Raw genomic sequence first — 17,762 nt, 5'->3', positions numbered from 1 at the left:
CCCTGAGCCGGCGGGGCGGGGCGTCGATCGGGCGTCGCGGACCGCTGGGGCGAGGGGGAGGAGAGAGGGGTCGCTCGTGACGACCCGACCACTTTACTCCGTGTTCTCCCAGGTTCGTGTGCGGGCGGCCCCAGGACGGGGGCCGCCCGCAGTGGTTCAGCTGCGCAGCGAGCGGAGGAGCAGAGCGGTCGAGACCGCCGCCTCGGCCGCCTCGCGCCCCTTGTCCTCCTTCGAGCCGGGAAGGCCCGCGCGATCGATGCCCTGCTGCTCGGTGTCGAGGGTGAGCACGCCGAAGCCGACCGGCTTGCCCGTCAGGATCGAGACGGTGGTGAGCCCGGAGGTGGCGGCGTCCGAGACGTACTCGAAGTGCGGGGTGCCGCCGCGGATGATCACGCCGAGGGCGACGACCGCGTCGGCCCCCGCCTCCAGGGCCGCCTTCGAGGCGACGGGCAGCTCGAACGAGCCGGGCACGCGCACGAGCGACCAGGACGCTCCGGCCTCGTCGAGGGCTCGGCCCGCTCCGGCGATCAGACCGTCGCTGATCTGCTCGTGCCAGGTCCCCGCGATGACGACGACGCGCAGTCCCGCGCCGTCGAGAGGGGAGGTGGTGGGGGCGCCGCTACCGGCCATTGCTACTCCTTCGTGGTGGCGCCGGCGATCCCGGCGTCGAGGGCGAGGCCGGAGATCCCGGCGTCGAGGGGGTCGTGGTCGAGGACGCTGTCGAGGGTGTGGCCCATGCGGTCGCGCTTGGTCTCGAGGTAGCCCTCGTTGAAGGCGCCGACTCCGACGACGAGCGGCACGCGCTCGGCGACGACGATGCCGCGGTCGGTGAGCTGGCGGACCTTCTCGGGGTTGTTGGTGAGCAGGCGCACCTCGGTGAGGCCGAGGTCCTCGAGGATCCCGACCGCCGCTCCGTAGTCCCGCGCGTCGGCGGGGAGCCCGAGGGCGAGGTTCGCGTCGAGGGTGTCGAGTCCGTCCTCCTGCAGGCGGTAAGCGCGCAGCTTGTTGATCAGGCCGATGCCCCGGCCCTCGTGCCCGCGGAGGTAGACGACGACGCCGCCGTCCCGCTGGATCGTGTCGAGGGCGGCGTCGAGCTGGGGTCCGCACTCGCACTTCAGCGAGCCGAACGCCTCGCCGGTCAGGCACTCGGAGTGCACGCGCACCAGTGCGGGCCGCCCCGCGGCGACCTCTCCCGCGAGGATCGCGACGTGATCCGCTCCGGTCTGCCGGTCGCGGTAGGCGCGGATCCGGAACGGGCCGTGGGTGGTCGGCACCGTGGTCTCGACCTCGAAGCTCACCCGCGCGCTCTCCGGGACCGCGACCGTGACGGGCACCTCCGCGTCGCAGTGGAACTCCTGCAGGTACGCGATGAGGGCCGCGACCGTGGTCACCGGCACGCCCTCGCGCTCGCCGAGAGCGATCAGCCCGGGCAGCCGCATCATCTCGCCGTCCTCGGCGACGATCTCGGAGATCGCGCCCACGGGGTACAGGCCGGCGAGCTTCATCAGGTCGACCGCCGCCTCCGTGTGCCCGTCGCGCTCGCGCACGCCGCCGTCGACGGCGCGCAGCGGCAGGATGTGGCCGGGGCGGTTCAGGCGGGAGGGGGTCGCCTCGGGGTCGGCCAGCACGCGGAGGGTGTGCGCGCGGTCGGAGGCGCTGATGCCGGTGGAGAGCCGGTCGGCCGCGTCGACGGACAGCGTGTAGGCGGTGCCGCGCGGGTCCTCGTTCTCGACCACCATCAGCGGCAGGGCGAGGCGGTCGGCGATCTCGTTGGTCATCGGCGCGCAGATGAACCCGGAGGAGTGGCGGACCATCCAGGCGATCGTCTCCTGGCTGGCGAGCTGGGCCGAGACGATGACGTCGCCCTCGTTCTCGCGGCCCTCGTCGTCCGCGACGATGATCGGGCGCCCGGCGCGCAGCGCCTCGACGGCCTCGGGGATGGTGGCGAGGCTCATGAGCGGGCCTCCGCGATCGAGCGCAGTGCGAGCATCCGCTCGACGTGGCGGGCCAGGACGTCGGTCTCGATGTTGACCCGATCGCCGATCGCGCGCGCGCCCAGCGTGGTGACGGCGAGCGTCTCGGGGATCAGCGAGACCTCGAACCACTGCTCCGGCTCGGCGGCGGGGCTGATCGCCGAGACGGTCAGCGAGACGCCGTCGACCGCGATCGAGCCCTTGTCGACGACGAGCGGAGCGATCTCCGCCGGCAGCGAGAACCGCAGCACCCGCCAGGCCTCGCCCGGTGCGATCGCGAGCAGCGTCGCCGTGCCGTCGATGTGGCCCTGGACGATGTGGCCGCCGAGCCGGTCGCCGACCAGCGCGGCGCGCTCGAGGTTCACGGGGTCGCCGACGCCCACGGTGTCGAGGGTCGACATCCGCAGGGTCTGCGCCATGACGTCGGCGGTGAAGCCCTGGTCGGTGTGCTCGACCACGGTGAGGCAGACGCCCGAGACCGCGATCGAGTCGCCGTGCCGCACGCCCTCGACGGCGAGGGGCCCGCGGATGCTGAGGCGGATCGCGTCGGCGCCCGCCTCGACAGCGGTCACGACGCCCTTCTCCTCGATGATTCCGGTGAACATCAGTGGGTCTCCATCTGCAGGGCGTGGGGGAGGCGGGCCGGGGTGCCGGCACCGCCCGCGGGGAGGACGTCGGGGCGCGCGGTCACGAAGAGGTCGTCGCCGAGGATCTCGACCGAGCGGAGGGAGAGGCGCCGGGCCCCGCCGATGCTCTCCACGCCGAGGTCGCCGAGCGCGAGGCGGGGGCCGCCGAGGAGCGCGGGCGCGAGGAACACGAGGTACTCGTCGACCAGTCCGGCGGCGACGAGCGCGGAGGCGAGGGTCGGTCCGGCCTCGACGTAGACGCTGCGGATCTCGGCGGAGTAGAGGTGCGCGAGGACCGCGGCGAGGTCGCGGGTGCGCTCGACCACGACGGCGCGGGGGTGCTCGTGCAGGCGGGCGCCCGGCGGCACGGGGCGCGTGCCGACGACGACGGGCACCGGCTGGTGGGCGAGGAGTTCGCCTCCGTCGCCGCGGGCGGTGAGGGCGGGATCGTCGGCGAGGACGGTCCCGGTGCCGACGAGGATCGCGTCGTGCGCGGCACGCTGCTCGTGCACGCGCTGACGGGCCGCCGCTCCGGTGATCCAGCGGCTGCTGCCGTCCGCCGCCGCGGTGCGGCCGTCGAGGGTCGAGGCCCACTTGAGCGTGACGAAGGGGCGGTGCAGGCGGGTCGCGGTGAGCCACGGGTGGAGGAACTGCTCTCCCTCCTCGGCGAGCACGCCCTCGATCACCTCGACGCCGGCCTCGCGGAGGGTGCGACCGCCGCCGGCCGAGCGCTCGCCCGGGTCCGGCACGGCGTAGACGACGCGGGAGACGCCCGCCTCGATCAGGGCGCGGCTGCAGGGACCCGTGCGCCCGGTGTGGTCGCACGGCTCGAGCGAGACGACGGCCGTCGCGCCCTCGGCGGCGCCCGGCGCGACGTGCGACAGGGCGTCGACCTCGGCGTGCGCGGTGCCGGCTCCGTGGTGCCAGCCCTCGCCGAGGACGGTGCCGTCGGGCGCGAGGATCACGCAGCCCACGCGCGGGTTGGGTCCGCGGGCGGGCCCGCGCTCGGCGAGCGCCAGCGCCCGGCGCATCGCGTGCTCGTAGTCGATCGTCATTCCCGGTTCTTCCGTTCGTCGCCGAACTCCGGGGTCTCGATCGACGGTGCGCGGGCACCGTCGCTCAGCATCGCGCGGTGATGCGCGACGCTCGTGCTGCCTCTCCTCCGGACTTTCACCGTCGGTCCTGGAGTTCCACCAGGTCAACCGCCGCCCCTCTCGAGGGGCTGCGGCTCGCGGACTGTGACCGCCGGTTCGGAATTCCCACCGACCCCGGAGCACGTGCTGTCCGGTCAGCCTACCCACCCGCCGCCCGGCGGGAGCCTCCGCGCGTCACACTCCCGGCGCACGGTCGGCTGGCGCGGGGCGGGCGGCGCTCGGACGCAGGGGCCGGGTCGCGCTCGTCGAGTCCCGCGCGGCAAAGGACGCCCGGCTCAGTGCCGGTGCTCGTCCACCCAGCGCGGGAAGGGGTCCGCGTACTCCGCCCAGGCGGCGGGGCCGGCCAGCAGCTCCTCGGGGGTGAGCAGGCAGCTCTGCAGGACGGCGGTCAGCCTCCCGGTGTCCAGGCCCGTCCCGAAGAAGGCGAGCTCCTGGCCGAGAGGCGCGTCCTCGTCCCAGCTGAGCAGGCTGGTCGGGTCCAGCGTCAGCACGTCGCCGGCGACCGACCACGAGCCGACCCGGTCGGCGCGCGTCGCCAGGCGCACCAGGCCGCGGGAGCGGAGGATGCGGCCCACCTTCTCCGCCACCAGCTCCCCGTGGACCGCCGTGCTCAGGCGGCCGGGGTGGAAGGGCAGCGGATCGCGGAACACGAACTCCTCGACGGTCGTGCCCGAGGCGCGGCGCCGCGAGGTCCCGTTGAGGGCGCACTGCCAGCCCATCGAGGAGGCGATCGCGTGCGCGCGCCGGGGGTGGAGCCTCCGTGGCGCCGCCGGGAGCTCACCGGCGGGGAGGAGATCGGCGGTGGGGGCGAGTGCTCGCAGGAGGTCGCGGACGAGTGCGGTCCGCTCGGGGTCGCTCTCGGAGAGGGGCTCGGCGAGGGCGATGAGGCTCGAGAACTCCAGGCGGGCGGCGAGGCGCTCCGCCGAGTCGAAGGAGGGGCCCGCGCCGCCGCAGAGCACGCGCAGGATCTCCTCCGTCGACGTCACGGCGACCACGTCGAGGATCGCGATGCGGGTGTCGGCGGGATGCCGCTGCGCGCAGAGGTGCTCGAGCACGAGTCCGATCTCGAGCGGGTCGGCCTGGCCATCGAGGGCGACGACCGTGTGACCGCGGTGGCCGTCGTCGGCGTCGGCCGCGAGGCGCCGGTGGAGCTCCTCGGCGAGAGCGGGACCGTCGGCGCCGGGCGGATCGACCTCGAAGGCGATCCGGGACTCGGGCCTGCCGGCGAGGAGCGCGGCGGTCCGCCCGGCGTCCTGGGGGTCGGTCGCGCTGACGAGGGTGACGGCGAGGACGGGGGGTGCGGGGTGGTGGGGCTCCATGGACCGCTACTCTATCGATAACAGTTCTCATTAACGACAGGAGCATCCGTGAAGGTCCGCAACTCCCTCAGGTCGATGAAGGCGCAGCCCGGCTCGCAGGTGGTCCGCCGCCGGGGCCGCGTCTTCGTGATCAACAAGCTGAACCCGCGCTTCAAGGCCCGTCAGGGCTGAGCGCCGACGGGAGGGTGCGAGCCCTCCCGTCGCGCACGGCCTCAGTGCTCGTCGTAGTGGCCGGCGTGAGCGGCGTGCTTGTGGCCGTCGTGGACGAAGTCCACGTGGTCGTCGTGCTGCACGGTCTCGTGGCCGCAGGCGTCGCCGTGCTCGTGGTCGGCGGTCGAGTGCTCGGCCTCCGACTCGTGCTCGTCGTAGTGGTCGCCGTGCAGGGCGTGGTGGTGCGTGCCGTGGACGTAGTCGACGTGGTCCTCGTGCTGCACGGCCGGGTGGCCGCAGCCCTCGCCGTGCTCGTGCTCGGTGACGGGGTGCTCGGCGTGGAGATCGGTGGTGCTCATGGTGCTGCCTTTCCGGATGCGGGGGCCGCGGACGCGACGGGCTCCAGTCGACCAGATCCATAAACGCATTGCAATGGATGCGCCTAATCGAGAGCGATCATCGTTCCCGACAGGGACGGAGGTCACCCCTCCAGGGCGTGCCGGACAGCGTCGTCGACGATGTGCGTGACGTGGGTGTCGGCGACGGAGTAGTGCGCCTCGCGGCCCACGCGCTCGACCGCGACCAGCCCGGCGGTGCGGAGCATCCGCAGGTGCTGCGAGACCAGCGGCTGCGAGAGCCCGGTCACCTCGGCCAGCCGCCCGACCGTCGACGTCTCCTCGGCGAGGGCCCGGAGCAGGCGCAGCCGGGAGGAGGAGGACAGCACCTTGAAGAGCTCGGCGGCGCGTTCGAGGTCCTCGGTCATCTGCTCATGTAAGCAGAGGTGCATGCGCCGTGTCCGCGCGGCGCCCCGCGCGCCTCCGGCTACCCTCGGTGCGATGGACGAGGACAGGTACGGGCAGGACGTGCTCGCCGGCGACTGGCGCGCCCGCGGCAGGGTCGAGGTGGCGGTGGTCGAGGCCGAGCGCGATCTGGTGGTCGAGGAGGTCGCCTCCGGCTTCGTGGGTGCCGTGCTCGGCGTGGAGCTGCGGATGGTGCGGCTGGAGGACCGGTTCGGCAAGGTCCGCGTGTTCCCGCTGGGGCCCGGGTTCCTCCTCGAGGGGAAGCCCGTGTCGCTCAAGGCGCCCGGGCTGAAGCGCGACGCCGGCCTCGGTCGCGCGCGCTCCGCCTCCGGCTCCTTCCACGTCGCCGACGCGAAGGCGCGGGTCGCCCTGCCCAGCCGCATCTACGTCGAGGGCCGGCACGACGCCGAGCTGGTCGAGAAGGTCTGGGGCCACGACCTGCGGGTCGAGGGCGTCGTCGTCGAGTACATCGAGGGCGTCGACAACCTCGACGAGCTGGTGCGCGAGTTCCGGCCCGGTCCGGGGCGCCGCATCGGCGTGCTCGTCGACCACCTGGTGCGCGGCTCGAAGGAGTCGCGGATCGCCGAGCAGGTCGCCGCCGGTCCGCACGGCGCCCACGTCCTCGTCATCGGCCACCCCTACATCGACGTCTGGCAGGCCGTGAAGCCCGGCCGGATCGGCCTGGAGCGCTGGCCCGAGATCCCTCGCGGAACCGAGTGGAAGCACGGGATCTGCGAGGCGCTCGGCTGGCCGCACGAGGAGCAGGCCGACATCGCGCGCGCCTGGCAGCGCATCCTCGGCCGGGTGCGCACCTTCCAGGACCTGGAGCCGGCGCTGCTGGGCCGGGTCGAGCAGCTCATCGACTTCGTGACGGAGCCCGCATGACCCGGCACGCGGGGCTCGGCCTCGGCCTCGACGCCGTGCTCGTCCTGGTCTTCGTGCTGATCGGCCGCGGGAGCCACGACGAGGGGTCGGCGCCGATCGGCCTGCTCACCACGCTCTGGCCGTTCCTGGCGGCGCTCCTGCTCGGCTGGGTCGTCACGCGCTCGTGGCGCTCCCCGGACCGGATCGTGCCCGCCGGGCTCGTCGTCTGGGCGGTGACCGTCGCGGGCGGGATGCTCCTGCGGATCGCCTCCGGGCAGGGCGTGCAGTGGAGCTTCGTGATCGTGACGGCCGTCGTGCTGGCCGTGTTCCTCCTCGGCCGCCGCGCTCTGACGCGGCTGATCGCCCGCCGGCGCTAGGCGGACCGGCGGCTCAGCCCACCCGCACCCCGAAGTGCTCCGCGAACAGCGGCAGCAGGAGGCTGAGCTGCAGCTCGGAGAGGGTGGCGCCGCGGAGGCCGTCCAGCCCGGTGAGCACGTGCAGCTCGGCGCCGCGCAGATCGAGGTGCTCGATCCGGGCCCGGGAGAGATCGAGGGAGCGGACGTCGCAGTCGACCAGGCGCAGCCGCGTGCCGGTCGCACCCGCCAGGTCGAGCTCGTCGATCGTGCAGCGCTCGAGCAGCACGTCGCGCACCGCGGCTCCGCGGAGGTTCAGGTAGCCGAGCTTGCAGTCGGCCACGCGCACCTGCTCCCAGGTGCTCTCGTAGAGCTCGGCCGAGCCCAGCCGCGAGGCGAGCAGCTCGACGGACCGGAGCCGGCTCCGCGGCGCCGAGAGCCCGGGGACGTCCAGCCGCTCGAGCCGCGACTCCGCGATCGACGCGGCCCGCAGCTGGGCGCCGTCCAGGACCACTCCCTCCAGCACGCACTCGCTGAAGGAGGCCGCGGTGAGATCGGCGCCGGTGAGGTCGGTGCCGGCGAAGCGCAGTCCTTCGGCGTGCTCCCGGGCGCCCGTGTCCCCGGCGTACCCCTCGGCGAGGCCGTCGAGGAGGAGGGGGTCGAGCCGGGGAGGAGCGGTCGCGTCGCGCACGCGGCGAGCCTAGTGCTGGCACCATGGCGGCATGCCCCGCCTGCTCGCCGTGTGCCGCGTCGCCCGCCTCCTGCCCGACTCCGGCACGGTCGGCGTGACCGCGATCGACAAGCGGCCGGTCGAGGGTCCCGTCGGAGTGCGCGACCTGGGCCTCTACGGCGACGTGCAGGCCGATCGCGCGCACCACGGCGGCCCCGACAAGGCGCTCTACGCCTACTCCGACGAGGACGCGGTCTGGTGGGCGGAGCGCCTGGGGCGGCCGGTGGCCGCGGGGATGTTCGGCGAGAACCTGCGGATCGCGGGCCTCGACGTGAGCGGAGCCGTGATCGGCGAGCGCTGGCGGATCGGCGAGGCGGTCGAGGTCGAGGTGACGATGCCGCGGACGCCGTGTGCGACGTTCCAGCGGGCCCTCGGAGAGCCCCAGTGGGTGAAGCGCTTCGCCGACGAGGGGCGTACCGGCGCGTACCTGCGGGTGCTGCACCGCGGATCGGTGGAGGCGGGCGACGCCGTCGAGGTGCTGAGCCGGCCCGGGCACGGCGTCCCGGTCGACCGCTGGTACCGCGAGCACAGCCCGGCGGACGCGCAGGCGCTCCTCGAAGCGGAGGAGGCGGGTGCGCTCCGGCCGGCTCCGGCGCTGCGGGCGTCGATCGAGCGGGCGCTCGCCTGACCCGGTCTACTCCCCGCGCGCCTCGCGCTTGAGGCGGCGCTTGACCGCTCGCTCCGTCAGCACCGTCAGGTAGTCCTGCACGGGCCGGTCCTGCAGGTCCGCGAGCTCCTCGCGCACGAGCGGCGCGACCTGCTCCTCGGAGTGGTCGGGGAACTTCTTGCGCACGTTCGCGGTCACGTCGCGCACCACCTGGTCGAGATCGAAGTCGGTCGTCATGCGGAGATCCTGGCCCCTCCAGGTGAACAGGAGGGGCGCGGAGCCCACGGCCCCGCGCCCCTCGTCCGTGCCGATGGTCAGCTCGCGGCGACGGCGATCTCGTTCGGCGTGACGTCGAGCTCGCCGGTGGCGAGGACCTCTCCCGTGGTGAGGTCGACGGCGTGGATGCTGTCGGCGGCAGGGTCGGTCACGTAGGCGATGTCCCCGGCGACCGTGATCGCGGGGTGCGGGTCCTGCCACTCGACCGGGCTCTCCCAGGCGTCGACGACGGGGTAGGAGGCGGTCAGCTCGCCGGTCTCGGGGTCGAGGACGTGGATCGCGCCGTCCGAGGCGATCATGTACGCCAGGTCGTCGGGGCCGCGGGCGACGCCGCGGAAGGTGTACTCGACGCCCTCGGGCAGGTCGACGACGTCGAGGGACTTCGCCTCGGTGTCGATCAGCGCCACGCGGTGCAGGAGGTAGCCCTCGGCGTCGCGGTCGTCCTTGTAGTCGCCGACGATGATCGGGCTGGTCTCGCTGACCCAGGCGTTGCCCATGCGGCCGTACGGCTGGTCCGGCGCCTCGAGCTTCGTGATCTCGCCGCCGTCGTAGACCAGGGCGCCGTTCTCGCAGCCGAAGACGACGACCTCGTTCTCGGCCGTGCCCTCTCCGTGGACACCGGGGCACTGGTCGTTCGTGGCCGTCACGGCGCCGGAGGCGTCGCGCACCTCGATGCCCTTGCGCCCGTCGGCGTCACCGACCGTGGTGAGGAAGGTGCCGTCCTCGAGGACGATCGAGACGCCGTGGTGCGCCTCGACGCCCGGGATGGTCTCGGTCTCGGGCATCCCGTCCGAGGACGCCAGGTCGGCGGTCTCGAGGACGGTCGTGTCGCTCGTGCCGTCGGCGTAGAGGACGGTCTTCCCGGCGTGCCGGACGACGTGGCCCGGGGTGTCCGCGGGGAAGACGATGTCCGTCAGCTCCGGCTCGCCGCTGGTGCCGGCGGCGGTGTCGAGGAGCTGGAACCCCTCGCTCATGGTGACCATGACGTGGCGGTCGTCGCCGGCGGGGTTGAGGCGGGTGAACTCCTCGGAGTCCATGTCCGCGACGGTCTCGAGGGTCTCGCCGTCGAGGACGAGGATGCCGCCCTCGTAGGCGACGGCGACGCGGGCGCCGGCGGCCGCCGGCGCCTCGGTGGCCGGTGCGGTGGACGCCGAGGACTCGGCGGCCGGGGTCGAGCTCGACGAGCAGGCCGCGAGGACCGTGATCGAGCAGGCGGCGATCAGGCCGAGGCCCGCCCGCCGGACGTGGGGATTCTGCATGGGTGCTTCTTCTTCCTGGTGGTGGATCGGAGGGCTCACGGGGAGAGCCCGGTGGCGATGCGCTGTGTGTTGACGCGCATCATGGCGAGGTAGTCGGGAGCGCCGCCCTCGGGCCCCGTCAGGGACTCCGTGAACAGCTCGGCCACCTCCACGCGGATGTCGGCCTCGCTCGCCAGCGCCTGGACCAGGCGGTCGGGAGACGAGGACTCCGCGAAGATCGTGGGGACGCCGGTCTGCTCGACCGCGTCGACGAGATCGGCGAGGTCGGAGGCGGACGGCGCCGCGAGGGTCGTGCCTCCCGGGATGACGGCGCCGACGACGTCGAAGTCGAAGCGGTCGGCGAGGTACCCGAAGACGTGATGGTTGGTGACGAGGGCGCGGCGCTCGGCCGGGATCGCGGCGAACGCCGCGGCCATCTCGGAGTCGAGCCGCTCGAGCTCGGCGCGGTAGCCGTCCGTCCGGTCCCGGACCGCGGTCGGATCGACGCCGTCGAGCGCGGCGAGCACGGGCCCGAGGGAGTCGACGACGTCGATCATCCGGCCGGGGTCCGTCCAGAAGTGCGAGTCCGGGCTCCCCTCCGCGTCGCCCTCGCTGTAGTCGAGGACGTCGACGGCGTCGCCGGCGACGAACGCGGGGACGTCCTCAGCGGAGGCCTCGTCGAGGTGCTGCTGCAGGCCCTCCTCGAGTCCGAGCCCGTTCGAGACGACGAGGTCGGCGGAGCGCAGGCGCGCCGCCTCCTGTGCCGAGATCTCGAAGGAGTGCGGGTCGGCGTCGGGCTTCATCAGCGTGACGACCTGCGCCTCGTCGCCGACGAGCTCGCCCACGACGTCGCCGAGGATGTTGGTGGAGACGATGACGAGGGGCCTCTCGTCCTCCTCCGCCAACGTGCAGCCCGACAGGAGCAGGACCGCCGCGGCCGACGCGAGGGCCCACCGGCGCCTCATCGGCCCGTCTCCGCCGTGAAGGCCGGCTCGGTGGCGGTCTCGAAGGTGCGGGCGAGGCGCGCGCCGTCCGCGTAGTCGATCTCGTGCAGCTTCCGCTCGGCGGGCGCGCTGAGGTAGGCCCGCTGCTGGTCGGCGATCAGGACGGGCCGCGAGCCGTCCGCGGTCATGTCCGCGACGAGGGGCGCGGTCTCGGCGAGGACCGCACCGTCGGAGCCGTCGAGCACCAGCACGCGGCCGTCGGCGGCGAGGGCGAGGACGGTCTCGTCCGCGTCGTCCACCGCGGTGACCTGCGCCAGCGGGGCGGGAGAGGGGAGGAGGCTCCAGGAGCGCTCCCGGGTGTCGAGGAGCCAGATGCACGCGTCCCCGGCGAGGCCGGCGACCGTGGGGCGGCCCTCGCGGTTGTCGAAGGAGGCGGCGGGTGGCGCGGTGGTGCCGGCGGGGTAGGGGATCCGCTGGACGATGAGCTCCTCGTCCTCGATCGACGCCAGGAGTGCGCCGTCGGAGCAGCCGATGACGGCGCCGACGCGGGTGGTGATCGTCCCGGCGGGGTCGGGGCAGGCCTCGCGGAGGCCCGTCGGCTCGCCGTCCGAGTCGTAGCCGGCGACGGCCGCTCCGGATCCGGACCCCTCGGTCACCAGAGCGGACGAGCCGACGGGCACGACCATCCCGGGTCCGGGCTCGACGTCCTTCCGGAACCGCTCGACGATCGCCCCCTTCGACAGCGCCTCGGTGTCGAGGAGGACCGCCTCGCCGGAGTCGGGGAAGAAGAGTCCGGTTCCGCCGGTGGTCGAGAGGTTCGTCGTGGCGACGACGGCCGTCCCGGAGCCCTCGACCGTGCCGATCAGGCGGGGGTCCGCGCGGTAGTAGTGGAAGTGGTCCACGTGGTCCCAGGTCCACACGCCGCTGTCGACGATCTCGACGCCCGCATCGGTCTGGGCGAAGAGGTAGCGGCCGTCGGTCGTCATCGCGCTCGGTGCGCCGATGGTGCCGAGGCCGGTGACCGTCTCGTCGAGGAGGTCGAGGTGCGACACGGCGCCCGACGGGTCGATCGACGTCAGCCCCAGGCGCGGCTCGGCGAGCTCGGCGGCGTTCGCGACGGCGCCGTGGCCGGAGCCCGTGTCGTCCGCGGCCGGCGCGGAGGCATCGGTCGAGCAGGCGGCCAGGCCCAGCGCGAGAGCGCCCAGGAGGACGGTGGAGGCGGTGGTTCGGGAGTGCACGGAGTCCTTTCGAGGGTGAGCGGGGGAGGAGCGGTGCCGGCAGGGCCTCATGCGGCGACCGGCTGAGGGCCCGACCGGGACGCGAGGGCCGACGCGGCCGAGCGGACCGCCCAGGACACCGCGGCGACCGCGATGGCCGTGCCGGCGACCGAGGCGCCCGCGGCCGTGGCCGCGTGCCAGGAGACGAGCAGGCCGACGAGCACGGAGGCCGCGCCGAGGATCGACGCGAGCAGCATCCGGGTCGGGATGCGCGTGGTCCAGTGACCGGCGGCCACCGCGGGAGCCAGCAGGAGCCCGACGACGAGGAGCGAGCCGACCGCCTGGTAGGAGGCGACGACGGCGAGGGTCACCAGGCCGACCAGCGCGGCCTGAGCCGAGCGCGGACCGAGGCCGAGCACCGCGGCGATGCGCGGATCCAGCGCCAGGGCGACGAGCGGGCGGTGGAAGGCCGCTGCGACGAGGAGGCCGACTCCGGCGGCGGCGGCGAGCAGCCCGATGTCGACGGGAGTGATCGCGAGAATGTCGCCGAAGAGGATCGAGGTCGCGTCCGTGGCGAAGCTGCCCGAGTGCGAGATCACGATGACCCCCAGCGCCAGCATGGCGACGAAGAGCAGGCCGATGCTGGTGTCGTAGGACAGTCGTCCGCGCCGCTGCAGGGCCGCGATGCCGAGGCTCATCAGCACCGCGCTGGCTGCGCCGCCCACGAGGACGGGCGCGCCGAGCACCGTCGCGAGGGCGACGCCGGGGAGCATCCCGTGGGCGAGCGCCTCGCCGAGGAAGGCCATCCCGCGGAGGACCACCCAGGTGCCGACGACGCCGCAGAGGACCGCGACGAGGACGCCGCCGAGGAGGGCGCGCTGGAGGAAGTCGAGAGCGAACGGCTCGAGGATTCCGGCGAGGAGGCTGAGCATGGTGCCCGACCGTACACGATAATGAGAACAGTTATCACTGCTGTACGCTCGTCGGGATGGACGTCTCACCCCCGCCCGAGCCCCCGGTCCGCCTCCGAGGCGCTCACGTCGACTTCGGCTCCCGCCGCGCTCTCGCGGGGGTCGATCTCGACGTCGCCGCGCGCTCGCTGACCGTGATCGCCGGGCCGAACGGCGCCGGCAAGTCGACGCTCCTGGAGGTGATCGCGGGAGTGCGTCCACTGACGTCCGGCACGCGGGACGTCACCGGAGCGATCGCCTTCGTGCCGCAGCGGGCGTCGATCCCGGACCGCCTCCCGGTGACGGTGCGCGACGTGGTCGCGGTGGGCACCTGGGGTCGGCTCGGCCGCCTCCGCCGCAGCGACGCGCGCGCGGCGGACGCGATCGCCACCGCGCTCGAGCGGATGGAGATCGCCGCGCTCGCCCGGGAGCCCTTCGCGGTGCTCTCCGGCGGTCAGCGGCAGCGGGCGCTCCTCGCCCAGGGGCTCGCCCGCGGGGCCGGCCTGCTGCTCCTGGACGAGCCCACCACCGGCCTCGACTCGGCGAGTGCGGAGCGGATCCGGTCGGTCCTGCGCGCGGAGGCGGACCGCGGCGCGACGGTGGTCTGCGTCTCGCACGACCCCGCCGTGCGGGCCGACGCCGACCGCGTCGTCGGACTCGTCGACGGGGCCCTCGCTCCGGCGGACCGATCCGTCACCCGCGGCCCGTGAGGCGGGGGCGCACGGGCCGTCCGTGACGGATCGCACCCGAGCGACGGGCCGCGGGCTGGGAGGATGGGGGGATGACCTCGACGCTGCTCGACCGCATGCCGACGCCCGACGCGGACGGGCGCGTCGACGACGACGCGGTCTACCTGGCCTTCACCGAGTGGGCGGAGTCGCGCGGCCTCCCGCTCTACCCGGCGCAGGACGAGTCCATGCTCGAGATCGCCTCCGGCTCCAACCTGATCCTCTCGACGCCCACCGGCACCGGGAAGTCGCTCGTCGCGATCGGCGCGCACGCCGCGGCGCTCGCCTCCGGACGCCGCAGCTTCTACACGGCGCCGATCAAGGCGCTCGTCTCCGAGAAGTTCTTCGCGCTGGTCGACGTCTTCGGCGCCTCCAACGTCGGGATGGTCACCGGCGACTCCTCGGTGAACGCCGACGCGCCGATCATCTGCTGCACGGCCGAGATCCTCGCGAACCTCGCGCTCCGGCACGGCGAGGACACCCCGGTCGACCAGGTCGTGATGGACGAGTTCCACTTCTACGCGGACCCGGCGCGCGGCTGGGCCTGGCAGGTGCCGCTGCTCACCCTCCCGCACGTGCAGTTCGTGCTGATGTCGGCCACCCTCGGCGACGTGACGGCGCTCGCCGCCGACCTCAGCCGCCGTACGGGCCGGGAGACCGCCCGGGTCACCGGCGTGGAGCGCCCGGTGCCGCTGCACTACTTCTACGAGATCGCGCCGATCCACGACTCCATCGAGGAGCTGCTCTCGACGAACCAGTCGCCGGTCTACGTCGTGCACTTCTCGCAGGCGGCCGCTCTCGAGCGCGCGCAGGCGCTCACCAGCGCGAACATCGCCACCCGCGAGCACCGCGACCGCATCGCCGAGGTGATCGGCGGCTTCCGCTTCACCACCGCGTTCGGCAAGACCCTCTCCCGGCTGCTCCGGCTGGGGATCGGCGTCCACCACGCGGGCATGCTGCCGAAGTACCGCCGCCTGGTCGAGCAGCTCGCCCAGCAGGGCATGCTGCGCGTGATCTGCGGCACGGACACCCTCGGCGTCGGCATCAACGTCCCCATCCGCACCGTGCTGCTCACCGCGCTGACCAAGTACGACGGCACCCGGACCCGCCAGCTCTCGGCCCGCGAGTTCCACCAGATCGCCGGCCGCGCCGGTCGCGCGGGGTACGACACCGCCGGGACCGTGGTCGTGCAGGCCCCCGAGCACGAGTCCGAGAACCGGAAGGCTCTCGACAAGATGGGCGACGACCCGAAGAAGCGGAGGAAGTGGGTCGCCAAGCGCGCGCCGCAGGGCTTCGTCAGCTGGGGCGAGCCGAGCTTCCGCAAGCTCGTCGACGCCGAGCCCGAGACGCTGACCTCGCACATGACGATCACCTCGGCGATGCTGCTGAACGTGATCGCCCGCGGCGGCGACGCCTACGCGAACGTGCACGCCCTGATCTTCGACAACCACGAGCCGTGGAAGCGGCAGCTGCAGCTCGCCCGCCGGGCGCTCGGTATCTACCGGACGCTGCGGGAGGCAGGAGTGGTCGAGCAGAGCGTCGGCGCCGACGGCGTGACCCGCATCCGCCTGACCGTCGATCTGCAGCCGAACTTCGCGCTCAACCAGCCGCTCTCGCCGTTCGCGCTGGCCGTGTTCGACGTTCTCGACCCGGAGTCGCCGAGCTTCGCGCTCGACGTGATCTCGGTGCTCGAGGCGACCCTCGACGACCCGCGCCCGATCCTGGGGGCCCAGCAGTTCCAGGCCCGCGGCGAGGCCGTCGCCGCGATGAAGGCCGAGGGGATCGAGTACGAGGAGCGGATGGAGCTGCTCGAGTCCGTCACGCACCCCAAGCCGCTCGAGGAGCTCCTCGAGGCGACCTTCGAGACCTACACCGCGGCGCAGCCGTGGGTGAAGGACTTCGAGCTCTCGCCGAAGTCGGTCGTGCGCGACATGTACGAGCGGGCGATGTCCTTCGGCGAGTACACCGCCTTCTACAAGCTCTCCCGCTCGGAGGGACTGGTGCTGCGCTACCTGTCCGACGCGTTCCGCGCGGCCCGGCAGACCATCCCCGACGAGCTGAAGAACGAGGAGCTGCACGACCTGATCGAGTGGCTGGGCGAGCTCGTGCGCCAGGTCGACTCCTCGCTGGTCGACGAGTGGGAGGAGCTGGTCAATCCGGCGCTCCACGCGGCGGACCAGATGATCGTGCCGCCCGCTCCGCGCCGCCTCACCGCGAACCACCGCGCCTTCCGCGTGCTGGTGCGCAACGAGATGTTCCGCCGGGTGACCCTCGCCGCCCTCGACGACCACGAGGCGCTCGGCGAGCTCGACGCCGCCGCCGGCTTCGACGCCGACGCGTGGGGCGCCGCGCTGGACGACTACTACGACGAGCACGACAGCATCGGCATCGGGCCCGACGCCCGGGGGCCGAAGATGCTGCTCGTCACGGAGGAGCCGACGCAGTGGCTCGTGCGGCAGATCCTCGACGATCCGGCCGGCGACCACGACTGGGGGATCTCGGCGACCGTCGACCTCGCCGAGTCGGACGAGCAGGGTGCGGCCGTCGTCCGCGTCACCTCGGTCGGCCGCCTGGACTGATCAGCGGCCGCGCTTCTCCCGGCGCTGCATTTCGGCGGCGATGTCCGCCTCGGTGATCTCCTTGCGGGCGGGACCCCAGATCGACGCGGCCTGGCCGACGACGCCGATCCCGATCCCGATCATCGGCCAGATCGGCCAGAAGTAGCCGTCGGCCCCTGTGCCGACCCAGACGGCGGTCGTGATCGCCGAGACGCTCGCCCATCCGCCGAGCGATCCCAGGAAGTCGCGGCGCCGCTTGACCTCGCGCACGGCGAGCGCGCGCTCGGCGTCCTCGACGCGGGCGGTCTCCACCTCCTCGCCGGAGGCGGCCGCCGGGACGACCTCCGCGGACCGGTCTCGCCGGGCGGACGGATCCGGAGTTCCCCACTCGTTCGTCATGCGGCCAGCCTACGCACGGGCCGTCGGCAGCGGTACGCGGGCTTCAGGCGGCGGTCGCCTGCTCCGGCTGGCAGTGCGGGCACCACCAGGTGCGGCGCTGCTCGGGGTCGTCGCGGACCTCGTCGCGGACGAGCACCGTCGTGCCGCAGCGCAGGCACGGGCGCCCGGCGCGCCCCGCGACCCAGTGCCGCTCGCCGCGGCGGGTGTCACCGGTGGTGGTCTGGAACATCCCCGGGATCGTGACGGAGGCGCGGAGGCCTCTCGCCGCGGTCGTCACGAGGGCGCGGACGTCGAGGGAGCCGATCGGCCGCCAGGGCCAGACCCCGCGGAGGAAGCAGACCTCGTTGGCCCAGAGGTTGCCGAGACCCGCGAGGCAGCGCTGGTCGAGGAGTGCGGCGACGACGGGCCGGTCCGGGAGGCGGGAGAGGCGCCGGACGGCCTCGTCGGCGTCCCAGTCCGCGCGGAGCGGGTCGGGCCCGAGGTGCCCGACGGCGCGCGGCTCGTCGCGGGTGGCGAGGAGCTCGACGACCGGGAGGTCGATGCCCCACACGGTCGAGTCGTCGTCGAGGCGGAGGCGGACGCGGACGTCCTTCTGCACCGAGCGGGGGACCGCTCGGCCGGGAGCGGTCACGGTCCAGGAGCCCTGCATCCGCAGGTGGGTGTGCAGGGTCGTTCCGCCGGAGAAGCGGGTGAGGAGGTGCTTGCCGTGGGTGTCGTGCTCGAGGATCCTCAGCCCGGCGAGGGAAGTGCCGGCCGCGTCCCCGGAGCGCAGCTCGCCCTCGAGGACGGTGCGACCGTCCGCCGCCCGCCTGAGGCGGGCGGCGAGACGGTGCACACTGTCTCCCTCGGGCATCCCCGAACTCTAGGAGCCGGAGC

The 17,762-nt window shown here is 73.6% G+C and carries 21 protein-coding genes and 1 riboswitch; of the genes, 6 read left to right on the top strand and 15 right to left on the bottom strand.

Going from position 1 to position 17,762, the window contains the following annotated elements:
• Positions 1-156: 156 nt before the first annotated feature.
• The 5 genes from ribH to C5C29_RS05895 all read right to left on the bottom strand — a co-directional run bounded on the left by ribH (position 157) and on the right by C5C29_RS05895 (position 5,072).
• Positions 157-630 (bottom strand): 6,7-dimethyl-8-ribityllumazine synthase, encoded by a 474-nt coding sequence (gene ribH / locus C5C29_RS05915; RefSeq protein ID WP_104222223.1) that lies wholly within the window; start codon positions 628-630, stop codon positions 157-159.
• A gap of 2 nt (positions 631-632) precedes the next feature.
• Positions 633-1,955, bottom strand: coding sequence for a GTP cyclohydrolase II (gene ribA / locus C5C29_RS05910; protein ID WP_104222225.1), 1,323 nt, complete (start codon positions 1,953-1,955; stop codon positions 633-635).
• Positions 1,952-2,578 carry a riboflavin synthase gene (locus C5C29_RS05905; protein WP_104288192.1) on the bottom strand — a complete coding sequence of 209 codons (627 nt, stop codon included), beginning with the start codon at positions 2,576-2,578 and terminating at the stop codon, positions 1,952-1,954. The genes ribA and C5C29_RS05905 overlap by 4 nt, the downstream gene beginning before the upstream one ends.
• Positions 2,578-3,654: a bifunctional diaminohydroxyphosphoribosylaminopyrimidine deaminase/5-amino-6-(5-phosphoribosylamino)uracil reductase RibD gene (gene ribD, locus C5C29_RS05900; RefSeq protein ID WP_258063281.1), complete on the bottom strand. Its 1,077-nt coding sequence runs from the start codon at positions 3,652-3,654 to the stop codon at positions 2,578-2,580. The genes C5C29_RS05905 and ribD overlap by 1 nt, the downstream gene beginning before the upstream one ends.
• A 91-nt stretch (positions 3,655-3,745) precedes the next feature.
• Positions 3,746-3,878: riboswitch (FMN riboswitch) on the bottom strand.
• A gap of 150 nt (positions 3,879-4,028) precedes the next feature.
• On the bottom strand, positions 4,029-5,072 hold the full coding sequence (locus tag C5C29_RS05895) for a GTP-binding protein (RefSeq protein WP_104308105.1): 1,044 nt from the start codon (positions 5,070-5,072) through the stop codon (positions 4,029-4,031).
• Between the two features lie 48 nt (positions 5,073-5,120).
• Here C5C29_RS05895 and ykgO point away from each other — a divergent pair, with 48 nt between their 5' ends.
• Positions 5,121-5,243 carry a type B 50S ribosomal protein L36 gene (ykgO, locus tag C5C29_RS05890; RefSeq protein ID WP_104226896.1) on the top strand — a complete coding sequence of 41 codons (123 nt, stop codon included), beginning with the start codon at positions 5,121-5,123 and terminating at the stop codon, positions 5,241-5,243.
• Positions 5,244-5,284: 41 nt separating this feature from the next.
• Here the strand turns inward: ykgO and C5C29_RS17415 are convergent, their stop codons facing one another.
• Together C5C29_RS17415 and C5C29_RS05880 are read right to left on the bottom strand one after the other, a co-directional pair.
• Positions 5,285-5,581: a hypothetical protein gene (locus C5C29_RS17415; RefSeq protein ID WP_104222233.1), complete on the bottom strand. Its 297-nt coding sequence runs from the start codon at positions 5,579-5,581 to the stop codon at positions 5,285-5,287.
• A 122-nt stretch (positions 5,582-5,703) separates the two neighbouring features.
• Positions 5,704-5,985: a helix-turn-helix transcriptional regulator gene (locus tag C5C29_RS05880; RefSeq protein WP_104308104.1), complete on the bottom strand. Its 282-nt coding sequence runs from the start codon at positions 5,983-5,985 to the stop codon at positions 5,704-5,706.
• 73 nt (positions 5,986-6,058) lie between these two features.
• Between C5C29_RS05880 and C5C29_RS05875 the strand changes: the two genes are divergently transcribed.
• Positions 6,059-6,907, top strand: coding sequence for a DUF3097 domain-containing protein (locus C5C29_RS05875; protein WP_104308103.1), 849 nt, complete (start codon positions 6,059-6,061; stop codon positions 6,905-6,907).
• Positions 6,904-7,263 carry a DUF3054 domain-containing protein gene (locus tag C5C29_RS05870; RefSeq protein WP_104308102.1) on the top strand — a complete coding sequence of 120 codons (360 nt, stop codon included), beginning with the start codon at positions 6,904-6,906 and terminating at the stop codon, positions 7,261-7,263. Before C5C29_RS05875 ends, C5C29_RS05870 begins: the two co-directional genes overlap by 4 nt.
• A 13-nt stretch (positions 7,264-7,276) precedes the next feature.
• Here C5C29_RS05870 and C5C29_RS05865 read toward each other — a convergent pair whose 3' ends face one another.
• The gene (locus C5C29_RS05865) at positions 7,277-7,930 is read right to left on the bottom strand and encodes a pentapeptide repeat-containing protein (protein WP_104233714.1); all 654 of its coding nucleotides are present in this window, start codon (positions 7,928-7,930) and stop codon (positions 7,277-7,279) included.
• A gap of 31 nt (positions 7,931-7,961) precedes the next feature.
• Here C5C29_RS05865 and C5C29_RS05860 point away from each other — a divergent pair, with 31 nt between their 5' ends.
• Positions 7,962-8,597 carry an MOSC domain-containing protein gene (locus C5C29_RS05860; protein WP_104308101.1) on the top strand — a complete coding sequence of 212 codons (636 nt, stop codon included), beginning with the start codon at positions 7,962-7,964 and terminating at the stop codon, positions 8,595-8,597.
• A gap of 6 nt (positions 8,598-8,603) precedes the next feature.
• Here the strand turns inward: C5C29_RS05860 and C5C29_RS05855 are convergent, their stop codons facing one another.
• The 5 genes from C5C29_RS05855 to aztB form a co-directional block, all read right to left on the bottom strand.
• Positions 8,604-8,813, bottom strand: coding sequence for a three-helix bundle dimerization domain-containing protein (locus C5C29_RS05855; protein ID WP_104262881.1), 210 nt, complete (start codon positions 8,811-8,813; stop codon positions 8,604-8,606).
• A 77-nt stretch (positions 8,814-8,890) separates the two neighbouring features.
• Positions 8,891-10,111, bottom strand: coding sequence for a zinc metallochaperone AztD (aztD, locus tag C5C29_RS05850; RefSeq protein ID WP_104308100.1), 1,221 nt, complete (start codon positions 10,109-10,111; stop codon positions 8,891-8,893).
• Between the two features lie 35 nt (positions 10,112-10,146).
• Complete coding sequence (aztC, locus tag C5C29_RS05845) at positions 10,147-11,055, bottom strand: zinc ABC transporter substrate-binding protein AztC (protein WP_104308099.1); 909 nt, start codon at positions 11,053-11,055, stop codon at positions 10,147-10,149.
• A complete protein-coding gene (locus C5C29_RS05840) occupies positions 11,052-12,272 on the bottom strand; it encodes an ABC transporter (RefSeq protein WP_104308098.1) in 1,221 nt (406 codons plus the stop codon). Before C5C29_RS05840 ends, aztC begins: the two co-directional genes overlap by 4 nt.
• Before the next feature lie 47 nt (positions 12,273-12,319).
• The gene (gene aztB / locus C5C29_RS05835) at positions 12,320-13,183 is read right to left on the bottom strand and encodes a zinc ABC transporter permease AztB (RefSeq protein ID WP_104233709.1); all 864 of its coding nucleotides are present in this window, start codon (positions 13,181-13,183) and stop codon (positions 12,320-12,322) included.
• Positions 13,184-13,239: 56 nt separating this feature from the next.
• Here aztB and aztA point away from each other — a divergent pair, with 56 nt between their 5' ends.
• Complete coding sequence (gene aztA / locus C5C29_RS05830) at positions 13,240-13,911, top strand: zinc ABC transporter ATP-binding protein AztA (protein ID WP_104308097.1); 672 nt, start codon at positions 13,240-13,242, stop codon at positions 13,909-13,911.
• A gap of 71 nt (positions 13,912-13,982) precedes the next feature.
• Positions 13,983-16,508, top strand: a complete 2,526-nt coding sequence (locus C5C29_RS05825; protein ID WP_104308096.1) for an RNA helicase — start codon at positions 13,983-13,985, stop codon at positions 16,506-16,508.
• Here C5C29_RS05825 and C5C29_RS05820 read toward each other — a convergent pair whose 3' ends face one another.
• Positions 16,509-16,886 carry a 2TM domain-containing protein gene (locus C5C29_RS05820; protein WP_104272851.1) on the bottom strand — a complete coding sequence of 126 codons (378 nt, stop codon included), beginning with the start codon at positions 16,884-16,886 and terminating at the stop codon, positions 16,509-16,511. It lies immediately after the preceding gene.
• Between the two features lie 43 nt (positions 16,887-16,929).
• Positions 16,930-17,739 (bottom strand): DNA-formamidopyrimidine glycosylase family protein, encoded by an 810-nt coding sequence (locus C5C29_RS05815; protein ID WP_104308095.1) that lies wholly within the window; start codon positions 17,737-17,739, stop codon positions 16,930-16,932.
• Between the last annotated feature and the right edge of the window lie 23 nt (positions 17,740-17,762).

This window comes from Rathayibacter sp. AY1H2, from assembly GCF_002931985.1.
Taxonomy (GTDB): Bacteria; Actinomycetota; Actinomycetes; order Actinomycetales; family Microbacteriaceae; genus Rathayibacter.
This window is presented reverse-complemented; position numbering and strand designations above follow the sequence as displayed.

What these genes read in the sequence shown, in the direction of transcription:
- aztD (WP_104308100.1), bottom strand. Translation starts at nt 10,111, where the DNA reads ATGCAGAATCCCCACGTCCGGCGGGCGGGCCTCGGCCTGATCGCCGCC.
- C5C29_RS05895 (WP_104308105.1), bottom strand. Translation starts at nt 5,072, where the DNA reads ATGGAGCCCCACCACCCCGCACCCCCCGTCCTCGCCGTCACCCTCGTC.
- C5C29_RS05815 (WP_104308095.1), bottom strand. Translation starts at nt 17,739, where the DNA reads ATGCCCGAGGGAGACAGTGTGCACCGTCTCGCCGCCCGCCTCAGGCGG.
- aztC (WP_104308099.1), bottom strand. Translation starts at nt 11,055, where the DNA reads ATGAGGCGCCGGTGGGCCCTCGCGTCGGCCGCGGCGGTCCTGCTCCTG.
- aztB (WP_104233709.1), bottom strand. Translation starts at nt 13,183, where the DNA reads ATGCTCAGCCTCCTCGCCGGAATCCTCGAGCCGTTCGCTCTCGACTTC.
- C5C29_RS05870 (WP_104308102.1), top strand. Translation starts at nt 6,904, where the DNA reads ATGACCCGGCACGCGGGGCTCGGCCTCGGCCTCGACGCCGTGCTCGTC.
- C5C29_RS05880 (WP_104308104.1), bottom strand. Translation starts at nt 5,985, where the DNA reads ATGACCGAGGACCTCGAACGCGCCGCCGAGCTCTTCAAGGTGCTGTCC.
- aztA (WP_104308097.1), top strand. Translation starts at nt 13,240, where the DNA reads ATGGACGTCTCACCCCCGCCCGAGCCCCCGGTCCGCCTCCGAGGCGCT.
- C5C29_RS05860 (WP_104308101.1), top strand. Translation starts at nt 7,962, where the DNA reads ATGCCCCGCCTGCTCGCCGTGTGCCGCGTCGCCCGCCTCCTGCCCGAC.
- C5C29_RS05905 (WP_104288192.1), bottom strand. Translation starts at nt 2,578, where the DNA reads ATGTTCACCGGAATCATCGAGGAGAAGGGCGTCGTGACCGCTGTCGAG.
- C5C29_RS05820 (WP_104272851.1), bottom strand. Translation starts at nt 16,886, where the DNA reads ATGACGAACGAGTGGGGAACTCCGGATCCGTCCGCCCGGCGAGACCGG.
- ribH (WP_104222223.1), bottom strand. Translation starts at nt 630, where the DNA reads ATGGCCGGTAGCGGCGCCCCCACCACCTCCCCTCTCGACGGCGCGGGA.
- ribA (WP_104222225.1), bottom strand. Translation starts at nt 1,955, where the DNA reads ATGAGCCTCGCCACCATCCCCGAGGCCGTCGAGGCGCTGCGCGCCGGG.
- C5C29_RS17415 (WP_104222233.1), bottom strand. Translation starts at nt 5,581, where the DNA reads ATGAGCACCACCGATCTCCACGCCGAGCACCCCGTCACCGAGCACGAG.
- C5C29_RS05875 (WP_104308103.1), top strand. Translation starts at nt 6,059, where the DNA reads ATGGACGAGGACAGGTACGGGCAGGACGTGCTCGCCGGCGACTGGCGC.
- C5C29_RS05855 (WP_104262881.1), bottom strand. Translation starts at nt 8,813, where the DNA reads ATGACGACCGACTTCGATCTCGACCAGGTGGTGCGCGACGTGACCGCG.
- C5C29_RS05825 (WP_104308096.1), top strand. Translation starts at nt 13,983, where the DNA reads ATGACCTCGACGCTGCTCGACCGCATGCCGACGCCCGACGCGGACGGG.
- ribD (WP_258063281.1), bottom strand. Translation starts at nt 3,654, where the DNA reads ATGACGATCGACTACGAGCACGCGATGCGCCGGGCGCTGGCGCTCGCC.